Here is a 17,495-nt window from a genome sequence, read left to right as displayed (position 1 = left end):
CCTTGGCCGTGCTCGGCTGGCTCCTATATATGGGCCTGCTGTCCTCCCCCTCCGGATCGCCCCTCTGCGCACGAACATGTCCTTGATCCGATCCGCAGTTGCCGTCCCCATGTGTGTGTGGCTCGCTCTATGTGCGCATGACGCGCGCGCGCAGGAGCCGGGGCCCACTCCAGGGGCCACGCAGGAGCCGCTGACGCTGGAGCGCGCGGTGTCGCTCGCGGCCGAGAACAACGAGTCCGCGCTGTCGGCCGCGGCCCGCTCCGAGGCCGCCCGGGCCCGCGTGTCTCGCGCCCTGGCCTTCTTCCTCCCGAGGCTCACGCTCAACGGCAGCTATACGCGCCGTCCCCAGGAGTCGACGCGGCAGGTGGGGGATCAGACGGTGGTGCTGCAGCGCTTCAACGCCCTGGGCGCCAACGCCGTGGCGCGCATCACCCTCTTCGACGCGCGCGGCTTTCCCCTCTACGAGGCGGCGAAGCGGGACGACGAGGCGACGGCGTTGGACGCGGTGGAGGCACGCCGGCAGGTGGGCTTCCAGGCGGCGAACGCCTTCCTCACGACGCTGGGCCGGCAGCAGGTGGCCGATGCCGCCGAGCGGAGGCTGGCCTACGCGAAGCAGTCCCTGGAGGAGGCCCGGGCGCGGGCCCAGGCGGGGCTGGCGAGCACCAACGACGTGACGCGCGCGGAGCTGGACGTGGCCACCGCGCAGTCGCAGCTCGCCGATGCGGTGGGCAACGCCGCGGAGAGCCGCCTGGAGCTGGGCTACCTGCTGGTGGCGCCCGTGCAGGAGCCGCTGGCCGCGCCCGAGACGCTGTTCTCCGAGGCCTCCCGTCCGGTGGACTCCTTCGCGGGGCTGGCGGAGAACGCCCTGGAGCGCCGTCCGGACATCCTCTCCTCGAAACTGCGGGTGGAGCAGCAGAAGGCCCTCGCGCGAGAGCCCCTGGCGCGGCTCTTCCCCTCGCTGACGGCCTCCGCGCAGGGCAGCGCCACCAACGAGGCGGGCCTCACCGGCAACACCTTCAACGGTTTCCTCACGGTGGACCTGACCTGGACCCTCTTCGACGGAGGCGAGCGCTACGCCGATCGCCGAGAGAGGCTCGCGCTGACGCGGGTGCAAGAGCTGGACACGCAGGCGCGGGTGCGGCGGGTGGACGTGGCGGTGGAGAGCGCGCGCGTGTCGCTGCGCACGGCCCAGGCCGCACTGGAGCTCGGCGAGGTGGCCGTGAAGGCCGCCCGACAGAACGCCGAGGAGACGAGCATCCTCTACCGTCAGGGTCTTGCCACGTCCCTGGCGTTGAGCGATGCGCAAGTGAGGTTGTTCGAGGCCGAGGTATCGCTCGCACAAGCCCGCTATTCATTGGGCTCCGCGCTCCTGGAGTTGCGGGCCGCCGTGGGACTCGATCCGCTGGGGAAGGAGCCGTAAGTGAAGATCCGTGTGGTGACGATGGCACTGGGCGCCGCGCTCGCCCTGGGGACGGGGTGTGGAGGCAAGGAGGCCGCCGGTAGCCCGCCCGCGGGCAAGGGAGGCGCGAAGGGTGGTCCCGGAGGCCGCGGTCCCATCCAGTTCCCCGTGGAGGTGGCGCCGGTGGAGTCGCGGGACGTGGAGTACATCGTCTCGGCGGTGGGGTCGGTGGAGGCCTTCGAGCAGGTGCAGATCACCGCGCGCGTGGCGGGCGTGGTGGAGCAGGTGCGCTTCATGGAAGGCCAGACGGTGAAGAAGGGCGAGGTGCTCGCGGAGATCGAGCCCACGCGCTACAGCATCGCGGTGCGATCGGCGCAGGCGGCGCTGGAGAAGGCCCAGGCTGCGAAGGACGAGGCGGAGACGGCGTCCGGGCGGCGCACGGCGGCCAACGAGGCGAAGCCGGGCCTGCTGCCGGCCGAGCAGCTCGACACCGCCCAGGCGCGGGCGCGCACGGCGGCGGCGGACGCGAGCGCGGCGAAGGCGGCGTTGGATCAGGCCGAGCTCAACCTGCGTGATGCCTACGTGAAGGCGCCCATGGAAGGGGTGCTGCAGACGCGCACGGTGCAGACGGGGCAGTACGTGCAGCCGGGCACGGTGCTGGCCACGCTGCTGCGGCGCGATCCGCTGCTGCTGCGCTTCACCGTGGCCGAGGCGGACGTGGCGCGGCTGAAGCCGGGCATGCCGGCGCGCTTCACGGTGCGCTCGGACGGGCGCACGTACACGGGCCGCATCAGCTACGTGGCGGACGCGGCGGATCCGGCCAGCCGCATGGTGAAGGTGACGGCGGAGGTGAGCGGCAAGGAGGCCCAGGCGCTGCGGCCGGGCGCCTTCGCCACGGTGACGGTGCCGGTGGAGACGGCCCAGGGGGCTCCGGTCATCCCCCAGACGGCGGTGCGCCCCAGCGAGCGCGGCTTCCTGGCCTTCGTGGTGGAGGACGGTAAGGCACGTGAGCGCGTGGTGGAGCTCGGACTGCGCACGGCGGATGGCCTCGTGGAGGTGCGCGGGGGCGTCAAGCCCGGCGAGCAGCTGGTGGTGCGTGGTGGCGAGGCGCTCAAGGACGGCGCCGCGGTGCGGATCGCCGAGGGCCCCAAGCCCTCGTTCACGGGTGAGCCGCGCCCCGAGGCGGATGCCAGCAATGGAGGCGCCGGTCGATGAACATCACCGAGGTGTGCATCAAGAAGCCCGTCTTCGCCTGGATGTTGATGGCGGCGACGATCGTCTTCGGCCTGGTGGCGGCCCAGCGCATCGGCATCAGCCAGTTTCCGGACGTGGACTACCCCGTCATCAGCATCAGCGTGACGTGGGAGGGAGCCTCGCCGGAGGCGGTGGAGAGCGACATCATCGAGCCGCTCGAGGAAGCGGCGATGCAGGTGGAGGGCGTCAAGTCCATCACCTCCAAGTCGAGCCTGGGCGGCGGCAGCATCTCCGTGGAGTTGGACCTGTCGCGCGACGTGGACCAGGCGCTGCAGGACGTGACGTCCAAGGTGAGCCAGGCGCAGAACCGCCTGCCGCGGGACATCGATCCGCCGGTCATCTCCAAGAGCAACCCGGAGGATCAACCCATCGTCCAGGTGGGCGTGTCCGGGCCCTTCTCGCGGCAGTTCATCTCCGACTTCGCCCGCTACCGGCTGAAGGAGTCGCTGCAGACGGTGCCGGGCGTGGGCGAGGTGACGCTGGGAGGCTCGCTGGAGCGCAACGTGCGCATCTGGGTGGACGCGCAGAAGCTGGACGCGCGGGGACTCACGGTCACGGACATCGTCACCGCGCTGCAGCGTGAGCACGTGGAGCTGCCCGCGGGCCGCATCGAGACGGAGGGCCGCGAGGTCAACGTCCGCATGATGGGCGAGGCGTTGGACATGGAGACGCTGCGCCACCTGGTGGTTCGCGAGGGGGCTGGCTCCCCCGTCTACCTGTCCGACGTGGCGCTGGTGGAGGATGGCTTCGAGGACGAGCGGCGCATCGCGCGTGTCGACGGCCAGCCCGCGCAGGGCCTGGGGGTGAGGAAGCAGCGCGGCGCCAACGCGGTGGCCGTGGCGCAGGGCGTGCGCGCGAAGATCGCCGAGGTGCAGAAGGACGCGCCCGAGGGCCTGGAGGTGGGCATCAACTTCGACTCCACCCGGTTCATCGAGGAGAGCGTCCACGAGATCGAGTTCGAGCTGTTGCTGGCGTGCATCCTGACGGCGCTGGTGTGCTGGGCGTTCCTGGGCTCGCTGTCCAGTACGCTCAACGTGATTCTCGCCATCCCCATGTCGCTGCTGGGTACGGTGGCGGTCATCTACTTCCTGGGCTTCACCCTCAACACCTTCACGCTGCTGGGCCTGTCACTGGCAGTGGGCATCGTGGTCGATGACGCCATCATGGTGATGGAGAACATCTTCCGGCACGCGGAAGAGGGGAAGGAGCGGGTGGCGGCGGCGCGCGAGGGCACGCAGGAGATCACCTTCGCGGCGCTGGCGGCGACGCTGGCGGTGGTGGCCATCTTCCTGCCCGTCGTGTTCATGGAAGGGGTCATCGGCAGGTTCTTCCTGCAGTTCGGCGTGACGCTGTGCGTGGCGGTGCTGCTGTCGTACGTGGAGGCCATCACCCTGGCGCCGGCGCGGTGCGCGCAGCTGCTCAAGACGAGCCGCGAGGGCCGCAGCAAGGTGGGCCTGGCCGTGGACCGGGCCTTCACCTGGCTGGAGCACCACTATGGGAAGGTGCTGGCCCGGGGGCTGGCGCGGCCCTGGTGGGTGCTGGGAGGCGCGGTGGTGCTGCTGGCGCTGTCGGGCCTGGCCTTCAAGAGCCTGTCGAGCGAGTTCGTCCCCTCGCAGGATCAGGGCCGCGTCATGGTGCGGTTGCAGACGGCGGTGGGCAGCACGGTGGAGGAGACGAACCGGCTCTTCCTGCGCTCCGAGGAGTTCCTCCGCAACCGGCCCGAGGTGACACGCCTGTTCGCGGTGGTGGGTGGTGGTGGCAGCGGGGTGAACGGCGGCATGCTGTTCATCACCCTGGTGCCGCAGGACCAGCGCATGCCGATGTCCGAGTTCAGCCAGCTGGTGCGCAAGGAGCTCAACTCGTACCCGGGCCTGCGCGCGGTGGTGATGGATCTGTCGCAGAGCGGCTTCACGGCCTCGCGCGGCTTCCCGGTGGAGTTCAGCGTGCGCGGCTCGGACTGGGAGCGGCTCATCGAATCCAGCACGGAGATGCGCGAGAAGCTCCAGGCGAGCGGCAAGGTGGTGGACGTGGACACGGACTACCAGCTCGGCATGCCGGAGCTGCGGATCACCCCGGACCGGGCGCGCGCCGCGGACCTGGGCGTGTCCATGCAGGACGTGGGCTCTACCCTCAACGCCCTGGTGGGCGGGGTGCGCGTGGGCAAGTACAGCACGGGGGGCCGGCGCATCGACGTGCGGCTGCGCCTCTTGAAGGATCAGCGCTCGCGGCCGGAGGATCTGGCGCTGTTGAAGGTGCGGACCCGCTCCGGCGAGCTGGTGCCCCTGTCCTCGCTGGTGGCGCAGGAGGAGCGCCCGGCGCTCCAGGCGATCACCCGCAAGGATCGTGAGCGCGCCATCAGCATCTTCGCCAACGTGGCCCCCGGCGCCACCCAGCAGGATGCGCTGGAGACGGTGGAGCGGCTGGCGAAGGATCTTCCCGGTGGCACGCGCGTGGTCTTCGGCGGCTCCAGCGTGGCCTTCCAGGAGTCCATGAGCAGCCTCCTCTTCGCCCTCTTCCTGGGCATTGGGGTGGCCTACATGGTGCTCGCCTCGCAGTTCAACTCGTTCCTGCACCCGGTGACGGTGCTCACCATCCTCCCGTTGTCGGTGGCGGGAGCGGCCTTCGCGATGTGGGGCACGAACACGACGCTCAACATCTTCAGCATGATCGGCCTGCTGCTGCTGATGGGCATCGTGAAGAAGAACTCCATCATCCTGGTGGACTACGCGCTGCAACAACGCGAGCAGGGCGCGGACGCGGTGGAGGCCATGCAGCGGGCGGGGCCGGTGCGCCTGCGGCCCATCCTGATGACGTCACTGGCCACGATGATGGCGGCGGTGCCCGCGGTGCTGGCGCTGGGCGCGGGCAGCGAGACGCGCGCCCCCATGTCCGTGGCGGTGCTGGGAGGACTGTCCGTCTCCACCGTGCTCAGCCTGCTGGTGGTGCCCGCCTTCTACGTGGTGGCGGATCGGATGAAGGCGCGGCTGGACCGGAGGCGCGGGCGGGATGAGCACGGCTCGGGCTCCGGCGGCGAGGGCACTCCCCTGGCGGGTGGGGAGGAGAAACCCCGGCTCGCGGGAAGCTGACCTCGTGAGGATGTGGGCCTTGCTTCAGACGCTCTCTGAAGCAAGGCCGTTCTACGTGGAGCGTGCCTCCGCAGCGCGTCCCGGCTACTGAACCTGCGCCAGGATGTCGTTGAGCATCTGCTCGGTGAACTTGCCCTCGGAGAAGGCGATCAGTTTGTAGGCGGGCATGTCGTTGACGAACACCAGCGTCGACATCTCGGCCTTCTTCCGGGCGTACTCCTCCCGCGGGGTGCGTTTCACGGGCGTCGGCTCCTCGAAGCTGCCCATGATGACGTTCTTCAGCTGCGGGTAGAACGCCTTGCCCTTGGGGTGGTTCTTGAACTCCTTCACCATGGACTCGCGCGTCAGCTTGGGCACGGGCACCTGGGTCGTCTCCACCTGGACGTGCTTTCTCAGCGGCAGGTCCCTGGACGAACCACCGACCAGGATGTCGAACCGGCCCGGGTTGACGGTCCAGCGGTGGTGGGTGGTGTCGTAGTAGGCGAAATCACGCCGCTTCAGCGTGAAGGTCACCGTCTTCTCCTGACCGGGCTCGAGCGCCACCTTGGTGAAGGCCTTGAGCTCCTTGTCCGGACGGCTCACCACGGGCCTGTCCTCACGGATGTAGAGCTGGACGATCTCCTTTCCAGCCACCTTCCCCGTGTTCTTGACCTTCAGCTGCACGGTCAGGCTGTCCGTGTCTTTGATGGACTGCGCGCCGAGGGTCAGGTCCGAGTAGGCGAAGGTGGTGTAGCTCAGCCCGAAGCCAAAGGGGAACAGCGGGGTGATGTTCTTCTTGTCGTAGTACCGGTAGCCGATGAAGACGCCTTCGCCGTAGTAGGCCTGCTGGTTGAGTCCGGGGAACTCGGTGGCGGTCGGCGTGTCCTCGAGCCTCTGCGGGAAGGTCTCCGCCAGCTTCGCCGAGGGGTTCACCTTGCCGGTCAGGATATCGGCGATGGCTCCTCCGCCCGCCTGTCCCGTCAGCCAGGCCTCCAGGATGGCCTTCACCCGGCCCACCCAGGGCAGGGTGATGGCGGAGCCGTTCATCAACACCACCACCGTGTTGGGCTGGACCTGGCTGACCGCGTCGATCAACCGGTTGTGCCCCTCGGGGATGTCCAGGGAGGCGCGGTCGAATCCCTCGGACTCGTGGCTGTCGGGCAGTCCAGCGAAGACGATGGCCACGTCCGCGTCCTTCGCCTGCTGCCGTGCTTCGTCGAGCAGCTGCGCGGTGGTGACTCCCTCCGAGTCGTAGCCGCTCGCGTAACCGATGCGCTCGCTCCCGCCCACGAGCGCCACCAGCTCGTCATACGCGTTGGAGATGCGGGTCGGATTCACCTGCGAGCTTCCAGCGCCCTGGTAGCGGGGGTCCTTGGCGAAAGCGCCAATCAGGGCGATCTTCTTCTTCCCACCCACGTCGACCGGCAGGAGGTGATCCTCGTTCTTCAGCAGGACGATGCTCTCACCCGCCACCTGCCTCGCCAGGACATGGTGCTGCTCCAGGTCGGCGCGCGCCCCGCTCCGGCGGCTCTCCGAGGCCTTGAGGACCACCGCGAGCAGCGCGCCCACCACCTCGTCCAGGCGCGAGACTGGCAGTTGTCCCGCGTTGACGGCCTCGATGATCTTCTTGCGATTCACGTCGCCGCTGCCGGGCATCTCCAGGTGCAGCCCGGCCAGGACGCCCTTCACGCGATCGTGGACGGCGCCCCAATCCGACACCACGAACCCCTCGAACTCCCACTCCTTCCGGAGGATCTGCTCGAGCAGGAGGGGGTTCTCGGAGGCGTAGACACCATTCACCTTGTTGTAGGCGCACATCACCGACCATGGCTGGGCCTGGGTGATCGCGATCTCGAAGGCGGGCAGGTAGATCTCTCGCAGGGTCCTTTCATCCAGGTTCGAGTCGTTCACCATCCGCTCGAACTCCTGGTTGTTCACCGCGAAGTGCTTCAACGAGGTACCCACGCCCTCGCTCTGGACACCCTGGATGTAGGACGCCGCCAGCTGACCGGCCAGGAGGGGGTCCTCGGAGAAGTACTCGAAGTTGCGCCCACCCAGGGGAGAGCGCTTCATGTTGATGCCCGGCCCCAACAGCAACTGGACGTCGTTGGCCTGGCACTCCCGGGCCATGGCGGCGCCCACCTGTTGGATGAGCTCCGTGTTCCAGGTGGAGGCCAGCGAGGACGCCGTCGGGAAGCAGGTCGCGGGAACGCTCTCCGAGATGTTCAGCCCCTGCGCCTTCCTGAGTCCATGCGGACCATCCGTCATGAAGATGGAGGGGATGCCCAGCCGCGCGATCGGGTGGGTCGTCCACGCGCCATTGCCAGACAAGAGCAGGGCCTTCTCCTCCAGCGTCATCTGGGACACCAGTTCCTGCGCTCTTGCCTTGTAGTCTTTGGATTGTTTGGACATGTCAGGGGGCCTCGGGTTCAGGGCATGGCACCGCGTTCTTCGCGAGGACGCGGAGAACGCGGGTGTTCATCATGTGTGCTTGGGACCTCGATTCAGCGAGCTTCCTCGAGACGCCGCGCCGCGACCCCCGAGATCCCGCTCTCCGGGTCGGCGGCGTTCGTGGGCGTCTGCGAGCCCACCGTACCGGACGAGGCGCCCTGTCCGAACAGGTGGCACCGCACCCAGCGATCCTGCTCGAGCTGCGTCGTGCCCGGCATCTCCTGGCGGCACACCGCCATGGCGCTCGGGCACCGATCGGCGAACGGACAGCCGGGAGGCGGATCGATCAACTTGGGCGCACCCGATTTGGCCTTCAGCTCGTTCTTCATCGAGCCATGCGGGTCCGGCACCGCGGACAGCAGCAGCTGCGTATAGGGGTGCGCCGGCCGCTGCATCAGCTCCTCGCTCGGCGCGCCCTCCACGATGTGCCCCGCGTACATCACCATCGTCCGGTCCGCGAAGTAGCGCGCGCTCGCGATGTCGTGCGTGATGTACAGATAGGAGATTCCCCGCTCCTCCTTGAGGCGCTCCATCAGGTTCAAGACGCCGACCCGGATGGACACATCGAGCATGGAGATCGGCTCGTCGGCGAGGATCACCGAGGGACCCGGTGCCAGCGCTCGCGCGATCGCCACGCGCTGTCGCTGCCCGCCCGAGAGCTGATGCGGATATCGCGACGCGATCTCCGCCGCCGGGTTCAGGTCGACGGTCGCGAGCAGATCATGCACGCGCTCCCTGAGCTCGGAGGTGCCCTTCGCCTTTCCGTGCAGGAGCAGGGGCCTCTCGAGGTGATTTCCGATGGTATGGACCGGGTTCAGCGAGCCGAACGGATCCTGGAAGATCATCTGCACCTGCGCCCGGTAGTCGAGTGAGGCCTGCCGAGGCTCTTCCTGGAGGATGTCCCTGCCGCGGAAGAGGATCTTCCCGGAGGAAGGCTCCATCAGCCGCACGAGCAGCCGCGCGATCGTGCTCTTGCCGCTGCCTGACTCGCCCACGAGCGCGACGACCTGCCGTTGCCCGAGCGCGAAGGAGACCTCGTTGAGGGCACGCAGCTGCTTGGGCCTGAAGCCACCGCCCACCTGGAAGTATTTGCCGAGGCCCTTCGCCTCGAGGATGGCCTGGTTCTTCCGGTCGATGGTCGTCATGGGGAATCCAGGTGACAGGCCTCGATGTGGGCGGGGCCCAGCTCGCGCAGGACGGGCGCATGTGTCCGGCAGATATTCGTCGCGGACGGGCAGCGCGGGTGGAAGCGGCACCCCACGGGGAGCTTTCGCATGTCCGGGGGAGAGCCAGGGATGCCCACGAGCTTGCGGCGGGGCCCTCGGACCGAGGGGACCGAGCCCAGCAGCCCCTGGGTGTACGGGTGCTTGGGCGCGTGGAACAGCTCCTGGGAGGGCCCCATCTCCATGAGCTTGCCCGCGTAGAGCACGGCGATCCGCGTGGAGAACTCGAGGATCAGCGAGAGATCATGCGTGATGAACAGGATGGAGAACCCGAGCTTGTCCTTGAGCTCGGCGACCTGGTGGAGGATTTCCTTCTGCACCACCACGTCGAGCGCCGTCGTCGGCTCGTCCATGAGCATCAGCGGCGGCTCGAGCGCGAGCGCGATGGCGATCACCACGCGCTGCCTCATGCCGCCCGACAGCTGGTGCGGGTAGCTCGTGATCCGCGAGCTGTCGATCCCCACGAGCTTGAGCAGCGAGACGGCCTTGTCGACGGCCTCGGAGCGCTTCACCGGCTGGTGCGCCTGGATCGCATCCACGATCTGATCACCGATCGTGAGGATGGGGTTGAGCGAGTTCATCGCGCTCTGGAAGACGAGCGACACCTTGCGCCAGCGCAGCTCCCGCAGCCGCGCCTCGCTCATCGCCAGGATGTCCTCGCCCTCGAAGAGCACCTGCCCGCCGGTGATGACGGCGGGGGGGCGGAGGATCCGCAGCAGGGCCTGCGCCACGGTCGACTTGCCGCTGCCCGACTCGCCGGCGAGCCCGAGCACCTCGCCTCGCCCGATGTCGAACGAGACGCCGTCGACGGCGCACACGGGCCCCGTGGGCGTCAGGTATTCGACCCGGAGGTCGCGCACGGAGAGCAACGTCGAGGGTTTAGTTGTTTCCACTGTGCCTCACCACGGGGGTCGACAGGCCCCCTTCCAGGTCATGGCTCTTGAGGAGCCGTGTCCACGTCCGCTCGGCCCGCAGCCGCGGGTTGGTGATCTCGTCGATCGCGAAGTTGACGAGCACGAGCGCGAAGCCGATGAGCGCCACGCACACGCCCGTGGGAATGATGGTCCACCACGCGCCCGTCAGCAGGGCCGCGTCGTTGGAGGCCCAGTACAGGTTCGTGCCCCACGTGACGGTGCTCACGTCCCCGATGCCCAGGAACTCGAGGCCCACCTGCGCGCCGATCGCGTAGACCGTCGCCGAGATGAAACCGCTCATCAGCAGCGACGTCATGTTGGGGAGGATCTCCCGGAAGATGATCCGCATGCGCCCCTCGCCACTCACGATCGCGGCCAGCACGAAGTCCTTCTCCCGCAGGGAGAGGATCTGCGAGCGCAGCATGCGCGCGTTCCACGCCCACCCCGTGATGACCAGCACGAGCCCGATGGTGACGGGACCGGGCTGCAGGTAGGCCGCGATGACGACGGCCATGGGCAGCCCGGGGATGATCAGGAACACGTTCGTGATGAACGACAGGACGCTGTCGACCCACCCGCCGAAGAAGCCAGCGGTCATTCCGACGAGCGCGCCAATGGCCATGACGGCGAAGCCCGTCAGGAACCCCACCGTGAGCGACGTGCGAGCCCCCGCGACCGTCTGCGCGAGCACGTCCTGCCCCTGGCCGGTGGTTCCGAAGAGATACTCGGAGGAGGGCTCCTGGTGCGGCGGGCCCACGAAGGCGGACGGGTCGACGCGCACGAGCAGCGGTCCGAAGAGACCGAGCAGCACGAAGAAGAGGATGAGCACCGCCCCGGCGGATGCCTTGCGGTTCTCGAGCAGCTGCCAGATGAAGCCCGTGCGCTGCTTGTTGGATTGCTTCGAGGATGACATGTCAGGCCCCCTGCTTCCCACCTGTCAACGAGCCCGCGTCCGGGGATCGAGCCACACGTAAAGGATGTCCACGAGCAGGTTCGCGCCCAGCACGGCCAGCGTGATGGTCAGGAAGATGCCCTGCATGAGCGGGTAGTCCTGGTTGCGCACCGCCTGGATGAGCAGGTAGCCCTGTCCCGGATACGAGAAGACGATCTCGGTCAGCAGGGAGCCGGAGAGGACGAACCCCAGCGCCATGCCGAAGCCCGTGATGTTGGGCAGCAGCGCGTTGCGAGCGGCGTAGTGGAACATGATCCGCTTCTGGGACAGGCCCTTGGCGTTCGCCATGGTGATGTAGTCCTCGGCGAGCACGCCCACCATGGTGCTGCGCATGCTGAGCATCCAGCCGCCGAGCGAGGCGATGACGATCGCCGACACGGGGAGCACCATGTGCTGCATGACGCTGAGGATGAACTCGGCGCTCAGCGCGGGCGCGATCGTGTCGCTGTAGGCATGCCGGGCGGGGAAGGCGCCGAGCACGAACCCGAGGGTGTAGAGCAGCACCATCGCGAGCCAGAAGTAGGGGAACGCGCCCAGGAAGATGAGCACTGGCGGCAGTACCGAGTCCAGCCAGCCACCGCGCTTCCACGTGGCGACCACGCCCAGGGCCGTGCCGAGCGCGAAGCTGATGATCACCGCGATGCCCGAGAGCAGCAGCGTCCAGCCCAGTCCCGTGGCGATCACGTCCGTCACCTTCGAGGGGAAGTACGCGATGGAGAGGCCGAGATCGCCCTGGAACAGGTGGGCCACGTAGGTGAAGTACTGCTGATGGAGCGGCTCGTCGGTGAAGCCGAAGGCCACGCGCAGGGAGTCGATGGCCTCCGGCTGGAGCTGCCCGGCGAAGCGCGCGAACATGGCCGAGGCGGGATCGCCCGGCATGAGGCGCGGGATCAAGAAGTTCAACGTGAGAGAGGCCCACGCGGCGAACGCGTACAAGCCCAGATTTCGCAGGAGATGTCGCACGGGACCGGGTGAGCCTTTCTCAGACGCGTTGTCGGGCTACTTGGGCTTCACTTCGACAAGGACGAACAGGTTCTCGGGGGGGCTGTTCGGCGTCAGCTTCGAGTAGGGGTTGTCCTTGTTGGGGAAGTTCGTGAAGCGACGCGTACTGTACTCGCCCCACGACGGACCCGGAAAGAGGGGGATGACCGGCGCGTTCTGCACGAAGATCATCTGCAGCTGGTGCGCGATCTTCTTCTGCTCCTCGGGGTCATTCGTGCCCTCGAAGGCCTTCAGGAGCGCGTCGGCCTCCTTGTTGGAGAAGCGGTTCCAGTTACGGGCCGCGAGCTCTCCCGTGGGCCGGAGCGTCTCGCTCGACATGAGGTCGCGGTAGACGTAGTAGGGCGTCGGCTCATCCGACGTCCACCCCATGCTCATGTCGTACTCGCCCTTCTGGACGCGCTCGAAGTAGGGGCTGAAGTCGTAGGTCTTCAGGCTGGCGTCGATGCCGATCTGCTTGAGGTTCTGCGTGATGATCTGCGCCGCGCGCACCCAGTCCGACCAACCGGTGACGCAGTTGACGTCGAAGCGCAGGGGCTTCTTGTCCGGACCCACGCGCACCCCGTCCTCACCCTTCTTGAAGCCCGCCTCGTCGAGCAGCGCGTTGGCCTTGGCGATATCGAGCCTGGTCCAATCACCCGCCGCCACGGCCTCGGGGTTGCGCCACTTGTCGTGCGTGTCGCTGAGCCCCGTCGCGTCGGAGGGCCGCGTGTAGCCATACATGGCCACCTTGACGATCTGCTCGCGGTCGATCGCCATGCTGATGGCCTTGCGCACGCGGACGTCGTCGAAGGGCTTCTTGGTGGTGTTCACATAGAGCGTCGTCGTGTTGCCGACGAGCGGGAACCAGTAGTGGTTGTTGTCCTTGTCCTTGTTGACGAAGACGCGCTCGATGTCGGGCACGAAGCTGCCCGCCCAGTCCAGCTCACCGGTGAGCAGGGCGAGGTTCGCCTGATCATTGCCCGGGTACGCCGGGAAGCGGAGGCTCTCGACGGCCGGCTTGCCCTGCTGCCAGTAGTGCGGGTTGCGCCCGAGCTCGAAGACCTGATTCTGGAAGACCTTCACCTCGGTGAACGGGCCCGTGGCCACGGGCGTCTCGTTCTTGTACATGACCGGGTCGGCGACGTCCTTCCACTTGTGCTCCGGCACGATCGGCTGGTGGACGACGTAGAGCATGCCGGGCACGAAGGGCCGCGACAGGGTGAACTCGACCGTCGCGTCATCCTTGGCCTGGACGCTCTCGAGGAACGCCCACACCGCCGGGAAATCCAGCGCCTTGTGCTTCTTGAGCAGCTCGAAGGTGAAGGCCACGTCCTTGGCCGTGAACGGCTGACCATCCGACCACTTCACGCCAGGGCGCAGGGTCAGGGTGAGCTTCTTGTTGTCCGCGCTCCACTCGTGCTTCACGGCCAGCCAGGGCACGAGCTCGCCCTTGACCGTGTTGTAGATCATCAGCGGCTCGTAGATGCCGGCGCGGGTCGGCCAGCGCGCGGTGCCCGGCACGAGCAGGGGATTGAAGTTCCGGATCCACGAGGCCTGCTGCTCTTGAGTGATCGTGAGCGCCGTGGCTTTCACGGCGGCCTCGGTCTTGGCGGTCGGCGCTGGGGTTTGCTGGGCGCCCTCCTTGGGGCTCTTCGAACAGTTGACGAGGCCCCCGAGCGACAGCAGGGACATACAGAGCATCAGCAGCCGACGTGACATGGATCAATCCCCTCCGTGAAGAGGCGTCAACAATACGCGGATTCTCCGCGTTGCAAGCGCTTTCATTTTCGACGCAAAGCGTTATCGCAGCCGGAGCGGAATGCTTTCTCCTGCTCGGCGGAACATTACGCTGCTACTTGAGCGTGGGCCGACGCCGGAGTTGTCCTGGCCAGCAATCGCTTCACTGCCAGTACGAAGAGACGCGTCACGGGCGGCGCTTCTTCCCCAGCCAGCGGCTCACGCGCACCTTCCCGAAGCGTTTGCCGAACAGGTACCAGGTGAAGGTCGCGCCGAAGAGCGCCGCGGACATGGCGATGCCCAGGAGCCCCAGCACCGGCACGCCCTGGTACATCACCGGCGTCTGCGCGAACGAGATGAACGCCCCCACGATGAACCCGCACGCGCACAGGCCCATGAACATCACGATCGCCGCGCTCCGCAGGTTCTCGTTCAGCTTGTCGAATTGATCCGCCCGCACCGTCACGCTGAACTTCCCCGACTCCAGATCCAACAGGATCTGCGACAGCTGTGTCGGCAGGTCCGCCGCCAGCGACTGGAAGCGCAGGAGCGTGCGCATCAGCCCGCCCTGGAGCTGGGTCGGGTCATACCGGTCCGCCAGCAGCTCCTTGGCGTACGGCATCGCCACCTCGAGGATGTTCAGGTCCGGGTAGAGCGTGCGCATCATCCCCTCCGTCGACACCGACGCCCGGCTCAGCAGCGCGTACTCCTTCGGAATCCGGATCCGGTATTTCACCGCCAGGTCCAGCAGGTCCCTCATCAGGCTGCGCGCGTCCACCTCGCCCAGGGTCGTCGGCAGGTGCCTGCCGAGCAGGCCCTCGATGTCGTTGCGGAAGCCCACCAGGTTGGCCCGCGCGTCCGGCACGCCCACCCGGTAGAGGATGCGCGCCACCGAGTCGCTGTCCTTGAGCGCCACCGCCAGCACCAGCATCACCAGCGTCTCCTGCATGGCGCGCGACAGCCGGCCCACCACCCCGAAGTCCAGCAGCGCCAGCCGGTTGCCCTCCAGCACCAGGATGTTCCCCGGGTGCGGATCTCCGTGGAACAGCCCGTCCTCGAAGAGCTGCCGGAAGCTCGCGTCCAGGATGTGGCCCGCCACCTCCCGCTTGTCCTCCGGCGACAGCTCCGCCTGGCTGATCTTCACCCCCCGGATGAACTCCATCGTCAGCACCGTGCGGCTGCTGAGCCCGGCATACACCCGCGGAATCTTCATGTACGGCCGGTTGCGGTGGTTCTCCAGGAAGGCCCGGATGTTCGAGGCCTCGTGCACGAAGTCCAGCTCCTCGTGGATGGCCCGGTCGAACTCGTCGATGATCCCCGTGGGCGTGTAGATGCCCGTCTCCTCCACCACCGCCTCCAGCAGCCTCGCCAGCGAGCGCAGCACCACCAGGTCCGAGTCGATCTGCTCGGCGATCCCCGGCCGCTGGACCTTGACCACCACCTCCTCGCCCTCCAGCGTCACCGCCCGGTGCACCTGCGCGATGGAGGCCGCCGCCAGCGGCTCGGGATCGATCTGCTTGAAGAGCTCCTTCGCGTCTCGGCCCAGCGACTCGTGGATCTGCGCGTACACGTCCTCCAGCGGGAAGGGATCCACGTGATCCTGCAGCGAGGCCAGCTCCTCGATGAACTCACCGGGCAGCAGGTCCGCGCGCGTGGAGAGGATCTGCCCCAGCTTCACGAAGGTGGGGCCGAGATCATTGAGCAGCATCCGGAAGCGGCGCGCGGTGGAGGCACGCTGGGACTCGGGCGACACCTCCACCTTCTCTCGCCGACCGAGCAGGCGCCACACCCCCGCGCGCTCGAGCCACTCGCCGAAGCCGTGGCGCGCTGCGATGACCCCAATCTGCCGGACGCGGTTCAAATCCTGGAGGAGCACGGTGGCGCGCACCTTTCCACGAGCGCCCGCGCCCCGCAAACCCTACGGTCATCCACCCGACGCTCGCTCAGGCCGCCCCGGTGGCGGGCTCGGAGGCCGGCTCCGCCCGGGGCCGGGGGGTGGGGCCGAAGCGCAGCAGCAGGTAGCCCACCACGGCCGACAGCAGCGAGCCGAGCAGGATGCCCAGCTTCGCCTCCGCCAGCAGCTGCGGCTCGTTGGCGAAGGCCAGCCCCGCCACGAACAGCGCCACCGTGAAGCCGATGCCCGCCACCACCGCCACCCCGTGCAGTTGCAGGGCATTGGCGCGCCCCGGCATCTGCGCCAGCCCCACCTTCACCGTCACCCAGGTGAAGAGGAAGATGCCCACCTGTTTACCCACGAACAGGCCCAGCATCACTCCCAGCGGCAGCGGCTTCAGCAGATCCGACAGGTGCATCCCACTCACGGAGATGCCCGAGTTGGCCAGCGCGAACAGCGGGACGATTCCGTACGCCACCCACCCGTGCCACAGGTGCACGAAGCGGTTGAGCGGCGGCTCGATGTCCTCCAATTGCTCCTCGATGTGCAGCAACTGCCCGCTGCGCACGGACTCGTCCTCGGGCTCCTTCAGGAGCTGACCGATGTAGCCGTGCAGCTCCTCCAGCACCTGGTGGCCCCGGCGCATGGGCCTGGCGGGGATCATCATCCCCACCACCACGCCCGCGATGGTGGCGTGCACTCCCCCATGGTGCATGGCGTACCAGAGCGCCGTGCCCAGCACCGCGTACACCACCCCGTTGCGGACGTAGTAGAGGTTGCACACTCCCAGTACGAAGGTGATCGCCGCGGCTCCCAGCAGCCACTCCCCGTGCAGTCCCGTGCCGTAGAACATGGCGATGACCAGGATTCCGCCGATGTCGTCGAAGATGGCCAGCGCGGTGAGGAACACCACCAGCCCGTGGCTCACCCGCCCCTTGAGCAGAGTGAGGCAGCCGATGGCGAAGGCGATGTCCGTGGCCATGGGAATGGCCCACCCCTTGAGCGCCGGGGTGCCCGCGTTGAGGGCCGCGTAGACGCCCGCCGGCACCAGCATGCCGCCCATCGCCGCGATGAGCGGCAGCAGCGCCTTGGACAGGGTGCGCAGCTCGCCCACGGCCAGCTCGCGCTTGATCTCCATCCCCACCACGAAGAAGAAGATCGTCATCAACCCGTCGTTGATGAGCTCCCGGAAGGTGAAGTGGGACAGGGTGTCTCCCTGACCGAGCGCCAGCTGGGCGTCGAAGAGGGTGACATAGCTGTCGGCCCAGGGGGAGTTGGCCCAGATCATGGCCGCCACGGCGCACAGCGCCAGGAGGATGCCGCTGCTGGCCTCGAGCCGGAAGAAGGCCTGGAGGGGCGCGACGGCGACCTCGAAAATCCGGGGGACGGGAGGAACGGTACGGGTCTCCATAGCGCGGCACAGGTTGCCCTCCGGGTTCCGTTCCAGCCACGGTTTTCGGTCGGGCCTCCAACGATTTCCCGAGGTTGGGTGGGCCGGCTGTCAGGGGAGCATGCTAGCCATCGGCGGAGTAGGAGCGGACGAGTAGACGGCGGAGGTCATGTGTTCTGTTGATCCAGGACCGGACGCATGACACAAGGGGCGGCGATGGGCGCGACGCAAGTGA

General features: G+C 67.8%; 11 protein-coding genes. 3 read left to right on the top strand and 8 right to left on the bottom strand.

Annotation, left to right across the window (positions count from 1 at the left end):
- Window positions 1-109 precede the first annotated feature (109 nt).
- From JRI60_RS27880 to JRI60_RS27870, 3 genes are read left to right on the top strand one after another with little or no spacing between them, the layout of a single operon-like run.
- Window positions 110-1,420: a TolC family protein gene (locus JRI60_RS27880; RefSeq protein WP_239469753.1), complete on the top strand. Its 1,311-nt coding sequence runs from the start codon at window positions 110-112 to the stop codon at window positions 1,418-1,420.
- A 21-nt stretch (window positions 1,421-1,441) separates the two neighbouring features.
- Window positions 1,442-2,614, top strand: coding sequence for an efflux RND transporter periplasmic adaptor subunit (locus JRI60_RS27875; protein ID WP_204229122.1), 1,173 nt, complete (start codon window positions 1,442-1,444; stop codon window positions 2,612-2,614).
- Window positions 2,611-5,739: an efflux RND transporter permease subunit gene (locus JRI60_RS27870; protein ID WP_204218918.1), complete on the top strand. Its 3,129-nt coding sequence runs from the start codon at window positions 2,611-2,613 to the stop codon at window positions 5,737-5,739. Before JRI60_RS27875 ends, JRI60_RS27870 begins: the two co-directional genes overlap by 4 nt.
- 84 nt (window positions 5,740-5,823) lie before the next feature.
- Here JRI60_RS27870 and JRI60_RS27865 read toward each other — a convergent pair whose 3' ends face one another.
- The 8 genes from JRI60_RS27865 to nhaA all read right to left on the bottom strand — a co-directional run bounded on the left by JRI60_RS27865 (window position 5,824) and on the right by nhaA (window position 17,281).
- Entirely contained in the window at window positions 5,824-8,130 is a 2,307-nt protein-coding gene (locus JRI60_RS27865) for a beta-glucosidase (protein WP_204218917.1), read from the bottom strand.
- A gap of 92 nt (window positions 8,131-8,222) precedes the next feature.
- Window positions 8,223-9,314: an ABC transporter ATP-binding protein gene (locus JRI60_RS27860; protein ID WP_204218916.1), complete on the bottom strand. Its 1,092-nt coding sequence runs from the start codon at window positions 9,312-9,314 to the stop codon at window positions 8,223-8,225.
- Window positions 9,311-10,252, bottom strand: a complete 942-nt coding sequence (locus tag JRI60_RS27855) for an ABC transporter ATP-binding protein (RefSeq protein WP_204218915.1) — start codon at window positions 10,250-10,252, stop codon at window positions 9,311-9,313. Before JRI60_RS27855 ends, JRI60_RS27860 begins: the two co-directional genes overlap by 4 nt.
- 19 nt (window positions 10,253-10,271) lie before the next feature.
- Window positions 10,272-11,219, bottom strand: coding sequence for an ABC transporter permease (locus JRI60_RS27850; RefSeq protein WP_204218914.1), 948 nt, complete (start codon window positions 11,217-11,219; stop codon window positions 10,272-10,274).
- Between the two features lie 24 nt (window positions 11,220-11,243).
- Complete coding sequence (locus JRI60_RS27845; protein WP_275439008.1) at window positions 11,244-12,137, bottom strand: ABC transporter permease; 894 nt, start codon at window positions 12,135-12,137, stop codon at window positions 11,244-11,246.
- Window positions 12,138-12,257: 120 nt separating this feature from the next.
- Window positions 12,258-13,958 carry an ABC transporter substrate-binding protein gene (locus JRI60_RS27840; protein ID WP_204218912.1) on the bottom strand — a complete coding sequence of 567 codons (1,701 nt, stop codon included), beginning with the start codon at window positions 13,956-13,958 and terminating at the stop codon, window positions 12,258-12,260.
- Between the two features lie 205 nt (window positions 13,959-14,163).
- The gene (locus JRI60_RS27835; RefSeq protein WP_204218911.1) at window positions 14,164-15,852 is read right to left on the bottom strand and encodes an ABC1 kinase family protein; all 1,689 of its coding nucleotides are present in this window, start codon (window positions 15,850-15,852) and stop codon (window positions 14,164-14,166) included.
- A 67-nt stretch (window positions 15,853-15,919) separates the two neighbouring features.
- The gene (gene nhaA / locus JRI60_RS27830; RefSeq protein ID WP_204218910.1) at window positions 15,920-17,281 is read right to left on the bottom strand and encodes a Na+/H+ antiporter NhaA; all 1,362 of its coding nucleotides are present in this window, start codon (window positions 17,279-17,281) and stop codon (window positions 15,920-15,922) included.
- Between the last annotated feature and the right edge of the window lie 214 nt (window positions 17,282-17,495).

This window comes from Archangium violaceum (assembly GCF_016887565.1).
Classification (GTDB): Bacteria; Myxococcota; Myxococcia; order Myxococcales; family Myxococcaceae; genus Archangium; species Archangium violaceum_B.
Note: the sequence above shows the minus strand (reverse complement) of the source record. Positions and strands in the feature narration are given on the sequence as shown.